Genomic DNA, 15,182 nt, shown 5'->3' with positions numbered 1-15,182 from the left:
AATGACTTTCAACAAAGAAACATACCTCAACAATCTAAAATCATATTTCGAAAGTTACGCTCCTATCTCTGAAAAGTCATGGAAATTGATTGAAAACTTGACAGATTTCCAGACAATCAAAAAAGGAGAAATACTACTAGAAAATGGAGAAATCTGTAAAAATATGTATTTTATTGCCAAAGGAATTTTACGAACTTTTATTACAGACGAACAAGGAAATTTCTATAACAAAAATCTTTTTTTCGAAAACAGGCTTGCATGCTCTAAAGTTTCATCAATGCTGCAAACTCCTTCCGACTTTACGATAGAAGCTTTAGAAGATTGTATTTTAATTAATCTTAATTACAAAAAATATATCCAGTTGATTACCGAAAATGATGATCTCAAAAACTTCTACATTGCCTATTTAGAAAAAAACTGGATTATTGAAAAAGAACAAAGAGAAGTGGCACTAGTAATGCAGAATGCAACTGAAAGATATCTTAATCTTCTTGAGACGCATCCAACAATCGCTGATCGGGTTCCGCTATTGCATATTGCTTCACATTTGGGAATTACGCCAACACAGTTAAGCAGAATCAGGAAAAGTCTTGAAAAAGATTTGTGAATCAACATATGTAAAGGCTTTCCTGAAAAACTGAATTTATCTTTGCCTAATAATTATTAATTCATCAGAAACAATGAACCATATAAATCTCATCAAGGACAATATAGATAATTTAACTACTCTTTGGAAAACCGTTGCAGCTCCGCTCCTTTCCTATCATCAAAATGATTTTTTAGAATTTTCTCAAATCAAAGATTCAGGGTGGCCAAATAGATTATGGTTCCGAGAAGATATTACTGAAAAAGATCTTCCGCAGATTCAGGAAACTATTGAGAAAAATCCAGGACTGGTTGTTCCGTATTGGGATATTTTTGAAAGCAATTCAAATGAAATTTTTGAAAAAAACGGTTTCTCAATTCGCAATCAGCTTGCAGCTATGGCTCTGAAACTAAATGAAAAGTTTACGATTCAAGACAATCTTACTTTTAAACGAGTTTTAAATGAAGAAGATGCTAAAACTTGGTCAGACATTTATCCTTTATCTTTCAATTATGTAATCAGTAAAGAAACCTTGGTTGCTAATTACGAAAATACAAAGTTTTTTCTAGTTCATTTTGAAGGAAAAGCAATTGGAACGCTCACTCTTTTTCAAACTGGAAACATCATGGGAATTCACGGTGTAGGCGTTATTCCTGAAATGCGTAAAAGAGGTTTCGCAGAAGAAATCATGAAATTTGCCATCAATGAAGCAATCAATGCCAATTGCGAATATGCTCAACTGCAAGCTTCTGCTTTAGGAAAAGGCATTTATACGAGATTAGGCTTTGAGGATTTGTTTACGATTACGAATTACCAATTGGATTAAATTCCAAATTTTAAATTGCTTCGCCTGTTCGCTATCGCTCGAGTCCAAATTCCAATTTAATCAGCAAATTAATTCTCTCGCAAAGACACAAAGTCGCAATCTTTTTTAGCTCTCACAGATTGAGCAGATTAGATTTCTTTAATAAATAATCTGCTATATCTGCGAGAAACAAATCGTTTAAATCTTTTTAATCTGTGGCTTTAAAATAAAACTTTGCGCCTCCGCTCCCGATAACTATCGGGATTGTTAGCACTATTTTCAATCTAAAAAATCTATATTCTATATTCTACATTCTATATTCTACATTCTACATTCTACATTCTACATTCTAAAATCTAAAATCAGAATCTGTCCCAAATGCCCCCAAAATAGTCATAAATAGGTATTTCATGAAAAAATAAGAATAGTACATTTGTAATACATTAACTAATAATCTTTTAAAACAAATACCCAATGAAGACAACAAAAATTATTTTTTGGACTACTACTATTTTAATTTTCTTATTTGAAGGCGTTATGCCAGCATTAACTTCTCAAACTGAATTAGCCAAAGAAGGAATCAGACACCTTGGCTATCCAGAATATTTCGGGAATGCATTAGTTGTGTTTAAAATCCTTGGAGTTTTAGCCTTGATTATTCCACAAGTACCTGGACGAATCAAAGAATGGGCTTATGCTGGGTTTGCATTCGATTTTATTTTCGCTTCAATAAGCCACTTTGCAGTTGACGGAATCGGTTTTCAAGGTTTCTTCCCTCTAATTGTTTTTGCAGTTTTAATTGTATCGTATGTAACATATCACAGAATACAGCGTTATAAAAATATAGCGCTCTAAAAATCAAAACTTTATGATTGAAGTTTTTAAAACAAATGTTCAAGAAGAATCTCAATGTTCTATAATCATTGAGAGACTTCTCGAGCATTATCCAAATAGTTCGATCAACTTCGATTTAGAAGATTGTGACAAAATCCTCCGTATTCATGCACCCGCTATTTCGAATACAAAAATTATCGACATTCTAAATTCGCATGGCTACTTCTGCGAAGTGCTTCCTTAAAAATTAACACTTCTCAAATATCTGAATTATAGCATTTTAATAATTTTTATTGTATATTTGAAAGAGTATCATTTCCCCTAATTCTATAAATTTAATTTCGCCAGTTCATGTACTGAGGTTTTCTTTAACCAATCGGTAAACCTCTACTGTCTGAATTTTCAATTTCTAAAATTAAAAAAAAAATGAAAAGCGCAATTCAAAATACTATACTGGAAACCTACAGTAAATTAGGCGACTTACTTTCCTCTTTTTCAAAAGAAGAAATCAATATTGTTCCGTTTGAAGGAAGCTGGACAGCCGGACAAACCGTACAGCATATTATTCTAGCCTGCTCAGATCTTACCATGCTATTTGCTGGAAAAACCGAAAAAACTACTAGAAAACCCGACCAAAATATAAAAGGACTCGACTCTATCTTTTTAGATTTTACTACAAAATACCAATCTCCCGAAAACATAAAACCTCCTGCTATTGAGTATGAAAAAGGCACTCTGCTGGCTTCTGTCAAAAAAATACAAAATGATTTGTTTGAAGCTGCAGAAACTTACGATTTGACGCTGACGTGCATGGATGCTAAAGTACCCGGTTTTGAAAATTTCACGATTTACGAATGGCTTCATTTTGCCCTTGTGCATACGCAGAGACATACGCAGCAGTTAAAATCGATTTACGAACATATTAAAAAACAATAAATCAGTATTTAACTCAAAATAATTTTTATGAGATCAAAAGTTAGAACCATTGTTTCATCTGGTTTAGTTGCAGGAACATTAGACATTACTGCCGCTATTTTGATTTATACCGGAATACTCCATAAAACAACAGCCGAAAAAATTTTACAGTCTATTGCAAGCGGAATTTTTAAAAAAGAAGCATATACAGGCGGAGCAGAAATGACTTTTGCGGGTTTAGGACTTCATTTCTTAATTGCTTTTATTTTTGCTTGGTTTTATTTTAAGATTTTCCCTTATATCCCTTTTTTTAAAATAAACACTTTACTCTCGGGAGTATCTTATGGTTTCTTTATTTGGGTTGTAATGAATCTCGTGGTACTGCCCATCGTATTTCCAGTTTTACCAGAAAAGAATCTAGATTTTGCGCTTTTGCTCTCTATACTTATTGTCATTTTTTGTGTAGGCATTCCGATCGCTTTTATTACTCGGAAATATTATGCGAAATGGTATTAAATGAGGTGCAAAGGGACAAAGGCTCAAAGGGGCAAAGGCTAAACTTTGAACCTTTGCAACTCTGAACCTTTGAACCTTAAAAAAATTGAGATAAGGGGCAAAGAAACAAAGTTGCAAGGCAAAACTTTGAACCTTTGCAACTCTGAACCTTTGAACCTTTAGAATCAAACTTTTCTTCTTCCTGTAATTAATGATATAATAAATAGCACTAAGAAGATGAAGAATAAAACTTTTGCAATACTTGCGGCTCCGGCGGCGATTCCGCCAAAACCAAAAATTCCGGCTATAATAGCCAAAATGATAAATATAACTGTCCAACGTAACATAATATTTGATTTTAAGTTCTTAATATGACTGTTTTACAAGCCTTTTTTGTTTATCTCAAAGTTCTTTTATTCCTACAAATCTTGTTAACTCTATGCACATTATTATTGTCTCAATAAAACTAATCTAACACTAGAGTCCACGCCACTTTCACTATTATTTCCAAGCCTTACAGAATTACCATGTTTATGCTTTTGAGTTAATTTTTTGATCGATTGGATTAATTGCGACTTCTATCTCAAAGTAATTTTATATAAAATTTACAAGGGTAATGGAAGAGGCTAAAAAACATGGCGTCATTTTAGAAAAAACAGATCGAACTTTTGAGGAATTAGGTGTTTTAAATCCTGCCATTTATCAAGACGGAAATACTGTTCACATGTTTTACAGAGCTGCCAAGAGAGGAAATTTTTCTACCATTGGATATTGCTGTTTTGAAGGTCCGACCACTTTAGTTGAAAGAAATACGCAGCCAATTTTTGTACCAGATTACATTTATGAGATTCATGGTGTAGAAGATCCGAGGATTACAAAAATAGATGACAGGTTTTACATGACTTATGTTACCTATGATGGAATTAATGCTTGTGGCGCTTTGGCGGTCTCTAAAGATTTGAAAGATTTTAAGAAGAAAGGAATTATAACACCAAAATTTATTCTTAACGAGTTTACAAATCTAATTCGAAAGCACTTACAGAATCCGAGCATTGCAAAGATTTTAGCTTTTAATACCGAAAGAAATTATCCGCTAACGGAAACTATCAAAGAGAATCTGTTTGTTTGGGATAAAAATGTGGTTCTTTTTCCGAAGAAATTCAATGGAAAATTTGTTGCCTTGCATCGCTTATTTCCATCAATTCAGATTTTTTCGTTTGAAAAGAAATCAGAACTGACAGAAGATTTTTGGAAAAACTATTTGAAAAATCTTCCCGATCATATTGTAATGGAACCGAAATATGATCATGAAACAAGTCATATTGGTCCTGGAGCCCCGCCGATAGAAACAGCAGATGGCTGGCTTTTAATTTATCATGCTGCTGAAAGAAGAGAGAAAGGTTTGGTTTATCATGCCGCAGCTGTTTTACTGGATTTAGAAGATCCGTCAAAAGTTATAGCACGACTGCCAAAACCCATTATTACTCCTTCAGAGTATTACGAACGACATGGTTATGTCAATTACGTGGTTTTCCCAACTGGGACTGCCATTTTTGATGACCAACTATATATTTATTATGGCGCTGCCGATGATAAGATTGCGGTGGCATCTCTGAACCTTGACGAGTTATTAACCGAACTAAAAAAGAATCCTCATGAAAACAATATCAAATAAATCAAAAATCGTTTTTTTATCCACTTTTCCGCCTACGCAATGTGGCATAGCAACCTATACTCAAGATACCATCAAAGGAATCACAGATGTTTATGGTAAATCTATCAAATGCGAAATATGTGAACTTGTTGATAAACCCAAAGACCAACCAACACAGGCATTTACCTTAAATACCAAAAACCGAGAAGAGTACGCTAAAGTAGCCGAGGAAATTAATCAGGATGAAACCGTGAAATTGGTGCATATTCAGCATGAATTTGGTTTGTTTTCAGGAAACTACGGAGATCATCTCTTAGATTTTTTAAATGTCATTAAAGCACCTGTTACCTATACTTTCCATAGCGTTATTCCGAATCCGAATGACGAATTAAGAACATTCGTAAGACTGCTTTTGAGCTATAGCAATTCGGTTTTTGTAATGACAAATAAATCTAAAGAAATTCTAATTAACGACTACGATATCAATGAAGAAATAATTACTTACGTACCTCATGGAACTCACATTGTGATATATGAAACTCCACAACAGGCAAAAGAGAAATTAAATATTCAAGACAGATTAGTGCTTTCTACTTTCGGACTTTTAGGTGAAGGTAAAAATATAGAAACAGGTTTACAGGCTCTGCCAAAAATTATCGAAAAAGCGCCAAATGCGCTTTATCTAATTATCGGAAAAACACACCCGAATTTAATTAAAGACGGTGTCGATGCTTATAGAGATAAATTAGAAGGTTTGGTAAAGGAATTAAATCTTCAAGATAATGTACGTTTTATCAATCAATATTTAGATACTGATGAACTTTTAGAATATTTGAAAGCGACAGATATTTATATGTTTACCTCAAAAGACCCGAATCAGGCAGTGAGCGGCACATTTGCTTATGCAATGAGTTGTGCATGTCCGATTGTGGCATCTAAAATTCCACATACTAGAGAAGTTTTAACATCAGATTCTGGAATTTTATGTGATATTGGAGATGCTGATCAATTTGCGACCGCAGCAATTAAATTGATTGAAGATGAAAACTTAAGACACGAAATGGGAATCAATTCATTTACAAAAATGAGGGCTTCATCTTGGGAAAATGTCGGAATCACTCAAATGAATACTTATAAAAACCTGATTAAAAATCCGTCAGAAATCAGATTCAGCTATCCTCCTATTCAGTTAAAACATATCAAAAAACTGACTACAGAATTAGGAATTATACAATTCAGTAAAATTTCTATTCCAGATTTAGATTCAGGATATACTTTAGATGATAACGCAAGAGCTTTAATAGCATTTTGCATGCATTATAAACTGACTCAAGACAAAGATGATCTGGCGTATATTTTAATATATTTAGATTTCATTCAACGCTGTCAGAAGCCAAAAGGAGATTTTATCAATTATGTCGATCAGGAAAACCGCGAACATATTGAGCAAAATGCCGAAGTAAATTTGGAAGATTCTAATGCAAGAGCCATTTGGGCTTTAGGAACTGTGGTTTCTATGTCTGACATTCTTCCAGAAGCGATTACCAAAAAAGCGACAAGATGTTTATTGAACACTTTAAAATGGGCAGAAAACATTCAGTCTCCACGTTCAATTGGTTTTGCTACAAAAGGATTGTATTTGTACCATTCAACCATTCCGAATTTATACGTTGCGGCCATTATTAATAAGCTAAATGCAAAACTGTTGGCCAATTACGAAGACACAGCAACAGAAGATTGGCAATGGTTTGAAAATTATCTAACATATGGAAACAGCATTTTGCCAGAATCAATGCTTTATGCTTATTTAATCACCAATAAACCGGTTTACAAAAAAGTAGCTTTGGACTCATTAGATTTCTTGATTTCTAAAACGTTTATAAAAGGAACTTTCAAAGCTATTTCAAACCAAAGTTGGCATCATAAAGGTTCTGAACCAAGCCAATATGGCGAACAACCTATAGATGTAACATACACTATTCAGACTTTAAATGCTTTTTATAATGCCTTTAAAACTCCAGAATACAAAAAGAAAATGAGAGCGGCATTTAACTGGTTTTTAGGCAAAAATCATTTGAACCAAATTATGTATAATCCTGTAAGTGGTGGCGGTTATGACGGACTTGAAAAAAATAATGTCAATCTAAATCAAGGTGCTGAATCGACCGTTTGTTATCTTACTGCAAGATTACTTATGGAAAAATTAGCCATGTCACAATCTAAAGTAATTCCTTTATTGAAATCTCGAAGTGGCATTGCTATAAATTTATAAGAAAAGAAATTGAAGCTAACCAAATACTTCACTTTTTAAACCCTGAAAATCCCTTTCTTAATGAAAGGGATTTTTTGTTTGGCCACATAACGTCAATTTCTTTTAATTATTGTGAGTTTATGAAAATTATATAAGGCTCAAAAAAAGTTGTGTAATATATTTTAACAAGTATTGGGCTAACTTTCATATAGAATTTAATGAGTTGGTAAAAACTGTTAAATAATTGATTTTCAAATTACATAATTCACATTAAAACAAAACATTTTGATTCTCGACATTAAAAATACATTCGCCGAAATTGGAGAAACCACCCTATTCGCCAAAAGGTTTTTTAAGGAAGTTTTTATTCCGCCTTACGAAACCAGAGAATTTCTGAAACAATGTTATGTTATCGGATATAAATCTCTGCCCTTGGTTGCAATAACAGGTTTTATTATGGGCTTGGTGCTTACGCTACAATCACGTCCGACCTTGGTAAAATTTGGTGCAGAATCTTGGCTGCCTGGAATGGTGGCGCTTTCGCTGATTAGAGAAATTGCTCCTGTAATTACTGCATTAATCTGTGCAGGAAAAATTTCGTCTGGAATTGGAGCCGAATTAGGATCTATGAAAGTTACCGAACAGATTGATGCAATGGAAGTTTCGGCCGTAAATCCGTATAACTATTTGGTTGTAACAAGAGTTTTAGCTTGTACTCTCATGGTTCCTATTTTAGTATTTTTTGCAGATGCCATCGGAATCATTGGCGGTTATGTAGGCATAAATATTCATGGTGATGTCAACTTCTATAGATTTTTAACCCAAATCGTTCAATCTTTAGAATATCTAGATCTGCTTCCTGCCACTCTCAAAACTTTCTTCTTCGGATTTTTTATAGGAATGATTGGCTGTTATAAAGGCTTTAATGCTTCGAACGGAACAGAAAGTGTGGGTCAAGCTGCCAATTCTGCTGTTGTAACAGCATCGTTGAGCATTTTTATTATAGATATGGTTGCTGTACAAATAACCGATTTATTCTTGTAAAATGGAAAAGGAAAAATTACATAAAGAACCCAAAACAAAAGAGAAAGATCAGACTCCAATTATAGAGATTAAAGATCTTCATAAAACTTTTGGAAAAGATAATGCCGTTTTAAAAGGCGTAAATCTCATTTTGAATAAAGGCGAAGATTTAGTGGTTTTAGGACGTTCAGGCTCTGGAAAATCGGTTACAATAAAATGCATTGTGGGATTGATTGAACCAGACAAAGGCGAAATTAAAGTTTTTGATGAAAATGTTCTTAATATTTCAAAAAGCGAGCTGAATGAAATTAGAGTTCGAATCGGTTTTTTGTTCCAAAGCGGGGCACTTTACGATTCTATGTCCGTTAGAGAAAATCTCGCTTTTACATTAACCAAACACAAACGTGATTTAAGCCGAGAAGAAGTTGAAAGTGAAGTAATGGAAGCTTTGGAAAATGTTGGTCTAGCCGATGCTGTAGACAAAATGCCTTCTGAACTTTCGGGCGGTATGAAAAAAAGAATTGGTCTAGCCCGCACTTTAATCTTAAAACCAGAAATCATTTTGTACGACGAACCCACAACGGGTTTGGACACCATAACATCAAGAGAAATCAGTGAATTAATCTTGGATATTAAACACAAACAGAAAACCTCTTCGATTATTATCACTCACGATATGGCTTGTGCAAAAATGACAGCCGATCGAATTATAGTTTTAAAAGATGGTGTAATTCACGCCGAAGGGACATACGAAGAATTAGAAAAAGACGAAGACGAATGGGTACGCTCATTTTTTGAATAAACGAGTTGAGTTATGAGTCATTAGTTATGAGTTATACGCAGTAAACTCTAACAATAAAATATAATTAAACTCATAATCAACAACTAACCATAAACAATTAACCATAAACACAAAACTCATAACTCATAATTCATAATTTATAATTCATAATTAATTAGAAATCATGGAAAAGCAATCTGGATATACTTGGAAATTAGGAATGTTTGTAACGATAGGTTTACTGCTTTTTATAATGGCCGTATATTTTATCGGAAAACAACAAAACCTTTTCGGATCTACCTTTCATATTACTTCGCAATTTAAAACAGTAAGCGGTTTAGAAGTCGGAAATAATGTTCGTTTCTCTGGAATTAATGTCGGAACTGTAGAACAAATTCAGCTAAAAAATGACTCAACCGTAGTTGTGGTTTTGGTAATGAAAGAAGAAGTTCGAAAATTTATTAAAACCGATGCCACAGCCAGTATTGGTTCTGATGGATTAATGGGCGACAAAGTACTGACTATTTCGCCAGGCCAAAAATCCAAAAAAGAAATTGAAGACAACGGACAGATTGCTTCTGTTGACGGAATCGAGATGCATGATATTATGAAAAGCGTGAAGAAAAGTGTTGATAATATTGGTGTAATTTCAGATGAAATAGCCATTTTCAGTCATAGCATGAATAACGGAAACGGCGCATTGGCAAGACTGGTAAAAGATGATAAAATGGCAAACAGCGTTTCGAATACGCTTTCTAATCTAGAAACCGGAACAAAAGGTTTTAGCGAAAACATGGAAGCCGCAAAAAGCAATTTCCTATTTAGAGGCTACTTCAAGAAAAAAGAAAAAGAGAAAAAGGAAAAGCAAGAAGAAAGAAAAGAGAAACAAGAGGAAGCTAAAAAAGAGAAAGAAGAAGCAAGAAAAGAGAAGCAAGAAGCAAGACAAGAGAAACAAGAAGAGGCTAAAAAAGCAGAAGAAAAGCAAAAACAAGAAGATGCTAAAAAAGTAGAAACTAAAAATTAAATTCCAAATTTTTAAAATGCCAAATTCCAGTTCTCATTTTATGTCTTCCTGAGCGAAGTCGAAGGACACGCACGAAGAAAAATCCAAATCCAGCATATCACATTTCACAACTCACAATTTACAATTCACAATTAAAAAGTATATGCCTAGTTCAATCAAACATACCGCCATAAAAGTTCTAAAAATTACTGGAATTACGATTGCGGTGATTTTGTTTTTGCTGTTTATTATTCCCCTGTTATTTCCTGGAAAAATCGCTTCGGAAGTAAAGAAAATTACCAACGAACGTCTGGATACTAAATTGGAGTTTACAAAATCTAAACTTTCATTTTTTACTCATTTCCCTTCATTGACCGTTTCGTTAGACGATTTGTCTTTAACTGGTTCTAAACCTTTCAGTAATGATACTTTATTAAGAGCAGATCAAGTTGCTTTTGGTATTGATATCAAAAGACTGCTTTTTGACAATGAAGTAAAAATCAATAAACTTTATGTTTCTGATGCTTTAATAAATATAATGGTCAACGAAAAAGGTCAAGCCAATTATAACATTTATGTTGCACCTGAAGACAGAAAAGACAAAAAAGAAGATCCGAATGCTCCAGAAGAAGGAACCGCGATTCGTCTCGAACGTATTGATTTACAAAACTGTAATGTAAAATATAATGATCGTTCTGCTAAGATTCTAGTTGATGCAAAAGGATTTAATTATATTGGAAAAGGAAATTTAAGCGAAGATATTTTTGACCTCGCAACTGATGCTAAAATTGATAATCTGGATTTCTTTTATGACCGAACAGGATATTTGAGAAGAAAAAAAGTAAGTGCCGATTTGATTACCAGAATCAATACACATGCACTTACCTTTATTCTTCAAAAAAATGAACTTCATATCAACAAACTGCCTTTAAAATTTACAGGTTTATTTACCATTTTAAGAGACGGATATAAAATCAATATTAAAGCCGCTTCAGAAAATACAACCGTAAAAGATCTGCTTTCTGTAATGCCTCCCGAATATTTAACCTGGCTTGAAAGAACAGAAATTTCAGGAAGAAGTGATTTGCTTCTTAGTTTTAAAGGAGATTACAACGTTCAGAAAAGACAAAAACCAAACTTGGCTTTCAATTTAAAAATCAATGAAGGTTCGGTAAATTATAAAAACGCTCCAGTCCCTTTAACCGATTTTCAAATGGATTTAAATGCCATGCTTCCGTCCTTAGATACCGAACAATTGCTAGTTAATCTGAGAACTTTAAAATTTAAAGTTGGTGAAAAAGATTATTTTAATGCTTATCTGCACAGCAAAGGTTTAAGCGAAATGTCGATCAATGCAAGTGTGAAAGGTGCATTAGACCTTGCTGTCGTAGATGCCGCTTTAGGATTGGAAAATATTGATTTGAAAGGAATTTTAAAAACTGATATTCAGGCACGCGGACTTTTTAGCACTTCAAAAAAATTATTTCCCAAAACTATTGGCGGTATTTCTTTGCGAGACGGATGGCTTAAAACAAAGTATTACCCAAATCCAATCACCAATATCACTTTTATAGCCAATGTGCTGAATAAAGCAGGCACGTATCAGGATTTGATTGTTGCTGTGGCGCCTTTTTCTTTTGATTTTGAAGGAAATCCGGTTTATGTTAATGCCACATTATCTGATTTTAGCGATTTGGCTTATAATGCCAAAATTAAAGGTGAATTGAATGTAGGTAGAATCTATCAGGTCTTCTCACAAAAAGGTTTGGATTTGACGGGTTATGCCAAAGCTGATCTTTCGTTAAAAGGAAAACAAAGTTATGCTACAACTGGCCAGTATGATAAACTGGATAATAAAGGGACATTATTGCTTAAAAATATAAAAGCAACTTCAGAATTGTTTCCAAAAGCTTTCTTTATCAAACAGGGAAATTTCCGTTTTCAGAATGAAAAAATGTGGTTTGAAAAGTTTAATGCTTCTTACGGAAAATCAGATTTTGACATCAGTGGCTATCTGCTTAATACCATCAATTATTTCTTAGAATCAAAAGGAACTCTAAGCGGTAATTTCAACCTAAAATCGAAACTGATTAATGTTGATGAATTTATGGCGCTTGAAGATGGCGAAAACAAAGATCGAAACCTAGAAGTTGAATATGCCAAAGAAGATCATCCCAAAATGAGCGGTGTGGTCATTATTCCGAAAAACCTAAATGTCGCCTTAAATGCAAATGCTGACAAAATAGAATACAACAAATTGATATTTAACAAACTAAACGGAAAAATAGGAATAAAAAAAGAAGGATTTTACTTAGAAAATATTACCTTTAATATAATTGACTGTGTTTTAGGGATTAATGCATTGTATAAGGACGAGTCTCCAACCTCTGCACATTTTGATGCTCATTTTACGGCAAAAGACTTTGATGTTCAGAGAGCTTACAAAGAAATACCGATGTTTCATGATATGGTCACAGCTGCCGAAAAAGCTCACGGAATCATTTCTGTCGATTATAAAGTAAAAGGAGATTTGAACGGCAATATGGGACCAATTTATGAATCTATGCAAGGTGGCGGAACGATTAATTTGCGTGATGTGAAAATTAAGGGACTTAAACTTTTTGACGGAATTAGTTCTAAAACTGGGCAAAGCGGTTTAAATAATCCTGATATGAAAGGAATTGAAATTAAATCGACTATCGATAAGAATCTTATACATATTGAGCCATTTACCTTTAGTGTCGCCAGTTTTAGGCCAACCATAAAAGGAACTACAAGCTTTGATGGACTTTTGGATTTAAGAATGCGTTTAGGTCTTCCGCTTTTTGGAATCATTGGTTTTCCAATCGTAATTACTGGAACGCATGAAGCTCCAAAAATTAAAATATTCAGCAAAACAGGACAAGAAATCAATCCTGCTGTTTATGATGAAAAAAACAATAAAGTTATTCGAGAAGAAAAAGTTAGCAAACCCAAAACAAAGAAATAATGAATTCAAAATCTCAACATAATAGCAGTGCATTCGAAAAGTTTGCTACAAAAGTTTCAAAAGCTGCAGGAAGTACCCCAGCTTTTATTGGTGCCTTTGCTCTTGTTGTAATCTGGGCTGCTTCTGGACCAATTTTCGACTATTCTGAAACCTGGCAATTGGTCATCAATACAGGAACTACCATAATTACTTTTTTGATGGTTTTTTTAATTCAAAAGGCACAGAATAAAGATTCGCTTGCCATTCAGTTAAAACTAAACGAACTCGTAGCATCCAACGATTTGTCAAGCAATACTCTTGTCGACATTGAAAATATGACCGAAGAAGAGATGATTATTATTCAGAAATATTATCATCATTTAAGCCAATTGGCAAAAAAAGAAATAAGCATAAGAACCTCACATTCTATTGCCGAAGCTAATGAACATCATAATCGCAAAAAAGAAAAAAATACAAAACCAGATAACATCAAAAAAACTACCAAAAACACCTCTAAAAAAATAACCAAAAAATGAAATTGAGCTCTACCGAAACCTATTGGCCGTTAAAAAATGCCATAAAACAAAGTTACCCTTCAATAGATTCCGATATTACCACCGACATTTTAATAATTGGTGGCGGGATTACAGGTGCTTTAACTGCTTATAAATTATTAAACGAAGGAAAAAAAATTGTTCTTGTCGACCGTCGGGATGTTTGTGGCGGAAGCACTTCTGGAAGCACGGCACTTCTCCAATACGAAATTGATGTTCCATTACACCAGCTCATTAAACTTCGCGGTACAAGATGTGCCGTAGACAGTTATCAGAATGGTAAAAAAGCCATTTTTGATCTTAGAAATATCATTGATGAAGTGGGCTGCGATTGTGGTTTCGAATTCAAAAAAAGTGTTTATTTCACTACTCTAAAAAAAGATGTTCCTTATTTAAAAAATGAGTATAAAGCCAGGAAACAGCATGGCTTTGAAATCAGCTGGCTGGGCAGATCAGAATTGCAAAAAATGGGGCTGAATGCCATTGCGGGAATAGAATCTAAAACCGCAGCGGTTATGGATCCTTTCAAGCTAGCAAGCGATCTTTTGTTTCATTGCCATGAAAAAGGCATGCAGATTTTTGACCGTACGAATATTGCTTCTATACAGCATCAAAAAGGCAAAATTATTGCCACTACAGGCTCAAAACATATTATTACATCCGATCATATTATTCATTGCACGGGTTACGAAAGCACAGAAACCCTGAAAGAAAAAGTCGTTGATTTAAAAAGCACTTATGTTATTGCTTCTGAGAGTCAGTCAGATCTTCCAGAAAACTTTAAACATGCTATATTTTGGGACACAGCTTCGCCTTATCATTACATCAGAACAACAGATGACAATCGTATTATAATGGGCGGCGGAGATGAAGATTTTAAAGACACTAATAAACGTGATAAACTGCTGCCTAAAAAAGAACAATATCTTCTAAAACAATTCTACAAACGATTTCCCGATTTAGATTTCAAAATTGATTATTCCTGGGCAGGAACTTTTGGAGAAACGAAAGATGGTCTTCCCTATTTCGGAAAACCAAATCCGAGGAAAAATGAACATTACATTCTAGGTTTCGGAGGAAACGGAATCACCTTCAGCGTTCTTGCAATGAATTCAATCTTAGATTCCCTCAACAACAAAAAAAATACAGATTTGGATTATTATCGATTTGGACGATAAAAAGCGATGCTTTTTTTCTAGGGACAAAGAGGCAAAGGCTCAAAGGGACAAAGTTTAAAACTTTTGTCACTTTGAACCTTCGTTCTTTTGCAACTTATATATTTTGCTTTATAGCTAACGACTTTAAAAAAAAAT

15 protein-coding genes are annotated in these 15,182 nt (G+C 33.8%); 14 read left to right on the top strand and 1 reads right to left on the bottom strand.

All coding sequences use genetic code 11. The annotated features are described in order from the left end of the window. Position 1 precedes the first annotated feature (1 nt). From DMB71_RS13880 to DMB71_RS13855, 6 genes are all read left to right on the top strand, one after another. Positions 2 to 607, top strand: coding sequence for a Crp/Fnr family transcriptional regulator (locus tag DMB71_RS13880; RefSeq protein ID WP_111367047.1), 606 nt, complete (start codon positions 2 to 4; stop codon positions 605 to 607). Between the two features lie 73 nt (positions 608 to 680). After that, complete coding sequence (locus tag DMB71_RS13875; protein WP_111367046.1) at positions 681 to 1,412, top strand: GNAT family N-acetyltransferase; 732 nt, start codon at positions 681 to 683, stop codon at positions 1,410 to 1,412. A gap of 453 nt (positions 1,413 to 1,865) precedes the next feature. Further along, complete coding sequence (locus tag DMB71_RS13870; protein ID WP_111367044.1) at positions 1,866 to 2,246, top strand: DoxX family protein; 381 nt, start codon at positions 1,866 to 1,868, stop codon at positions 2,244 to 2,246. A gap of 13 nt (positions 2,247 to 2,259) precedes the next feature. Continuing rightward, complete coding sequence (locus DMB71_RS13865; RefSeq protein WP_111367042.1) at positions 2,260 to 2,469, top strand: hypothetical protein; 210 nt, start codon at positions 2,260 to 2,262, stop codon at positions 2,467 to 2,469. A gap of 182 nt (positions 2,470 to 2,651) precedes the next feature. Next, positions 2,652 to 3,161 (top strand): DinB family protein, encoded by a 510-nt coding sequence (locus tag DMB71_RS13860; RefSeq protein WP_111367040.1) that lies wholly within the window; start codon positions 2,652 to 2,654, stop codon positions 3,159 to 3,161. A 27-nt stretch (positions 3,162 to 3,188) separates the two neighbouring features. Beyond that, positions 3,189 to 3,656, top strand: a complete 468-nt coding sequence (locus DMB71_RS13855) for a DUF1440 domain-containing protein (protein WP_111367039.1) — start codon at positions 3,189 to 3,191, stop codon at positions 3,654 to 3,656. Between the two features lie 164 nt (positions 3,657 to 3,820). On the opposite strand, the gene DMB71_RS13850 is transcribed toward DMB71_RS13855, so the two are convergent. Next, positions 3,821 to 3,982 carry a DUF1328 family protein gene (locus tag DMB71_RS13850; RefSeq protein ID WP_008467744.1) on the bottom strand — a complete coding sequence of 54 codons (162 nt, stop codon included), beginning with the start codon at positions 3,980 to 3,982 and terminating at the stop codon, positions 3,821 to 3,823. A gap of 269 nt (positions 3,983 to 4,251) precedes the next feature. Between DMB71_RS13850 and DMB71_RS13845 the strand changes: the two genes are divergently transcribed. The 8 genes from DMB71_RS13845 (at position 4,252) to DMB71_RS13810 (ending at position 15,047) form a co-directional block, all read left to right on the top strand. After that, on the top strand, positions 4,252 to 5,310 hold the full coding sequence (locus DMB71_RS13845; protein ID WP_111367037.1) for a glycoside hydrolase family 130 protein: 1,059 nt from the start codon (positions 4,252 to 4,254) through the stop codon (positions 5,308 to 5,310). After that, the gene (locus DMB71_RS13840; RefSeq protein WP_111367036.1) at positions 5,291 to 7,561 is read left to right on the top strand and encodes a glycosyltransferase; all 2,271 of its coding nucleotides are present in this window, start codon (positions 5,291 to 5,293) and stop codon (positions 7,559 to 7,561) included. Before DMB71_RS13845 ends, DMB71_RS13840 begins: the two co-directional genes overlap by 20 nt. A 264-nt stretch (positions 7,562 to 7,825) precedes the next feature. Then, on the top strand, positions 7,826 to 8,584 hold the full coding sequence (locus DMB71_RS13835; protein WP_111367034.1) for an MlaE family ABC transporter permease: 759 nt from the start codon (positions 7,826 to 7,828) through the stop codon (positions 8,582 to 8,584). 1 nt (position 8,585) lies between these two features. Next, complete coding sequence (locus DMB71_RS13830; protein WP_111367032.1) at positions 8,586 to 9,365, top strand: ABC transporter ATP-binding protein; 780 nt, start codon at positions 8,586 to 8,588, stop codon at positions 9,363 to 9,365. Positions 9,366 to 9,528: 163 nt separating this feature from the next. Beyond that, positions 9,529 to 10,368, top strand: a complete 840-nt coding sequence (locus DMB71_RS13825) for an MlaD family protein (RefSeq protein WP_111367031.1) — start codon at positions 9,529 to 9,531, stop codon at positions 10,366 to 10,368. Positions 10,369 to 10,510: 142 nt separating this feature from the next. Beyond that, positions 10,511 to 13,336 carry an AsmA family protein gene (locus tag DMB71_RS13820; RefSeq protein ID WP_111367029.1) on the top strand — a complete coding sequence of 942 codons (2,826 nt, stop codon included), beginning with the start codon at positions 10,511 to 10,513 and terminating at the stop codon, positions 13,334 to 13,336. Further along, positions 13,336 to 13,851 carry a low affinity iron permease family protein gene (locus DMB71_RS13815; protein ID WP_111367028.1) on the top strand — a complete coding sequence of 172 codons (516 nt, stop codon included), beginning with the start codon at positions 13,336 to 13,338 and terminating at the stop codon, positions 13,849 to 13,851. The genes DMB71_RS13820 and DMB71_RS13815 overlap by 1 nt, the downstream gene beginning before the upstream one ends. Next, the gene (locus tag DMB71_RS13810) at positions 13,848 to 15,047 is read left to right on the top strand and encodes an NAD(P)/FAD-dependent oxidoreductase (RefSeq protein WP_111367026.1); all 1,200 of its coding nucleotides are present in this window, start codon (positions 13,848 to 13,850) and stop codon (positions 15,045 to 15,047) included. Before DMB71_RS13815 ends, DMB71_RS13810 begins: the two co-directional genes overlap by 4 nt. Positions 15,048 to 15,182 lie beyond the last annotated feature (135 nt).

This window comes from Flavobacterium tistrianum, from assembly GCF_003254545.1.
GTDB lineage: Bacteria > Bacteroidota > Bacteroidia > Flavobacteriales > Flavobacteriaceae > Flavobacterium > Flavobacterium tistrianum.
Note: the sequence above shows the minus strand (reverse complement) of the source record. Positions and strands in the feature narration are given on the sequence as shown.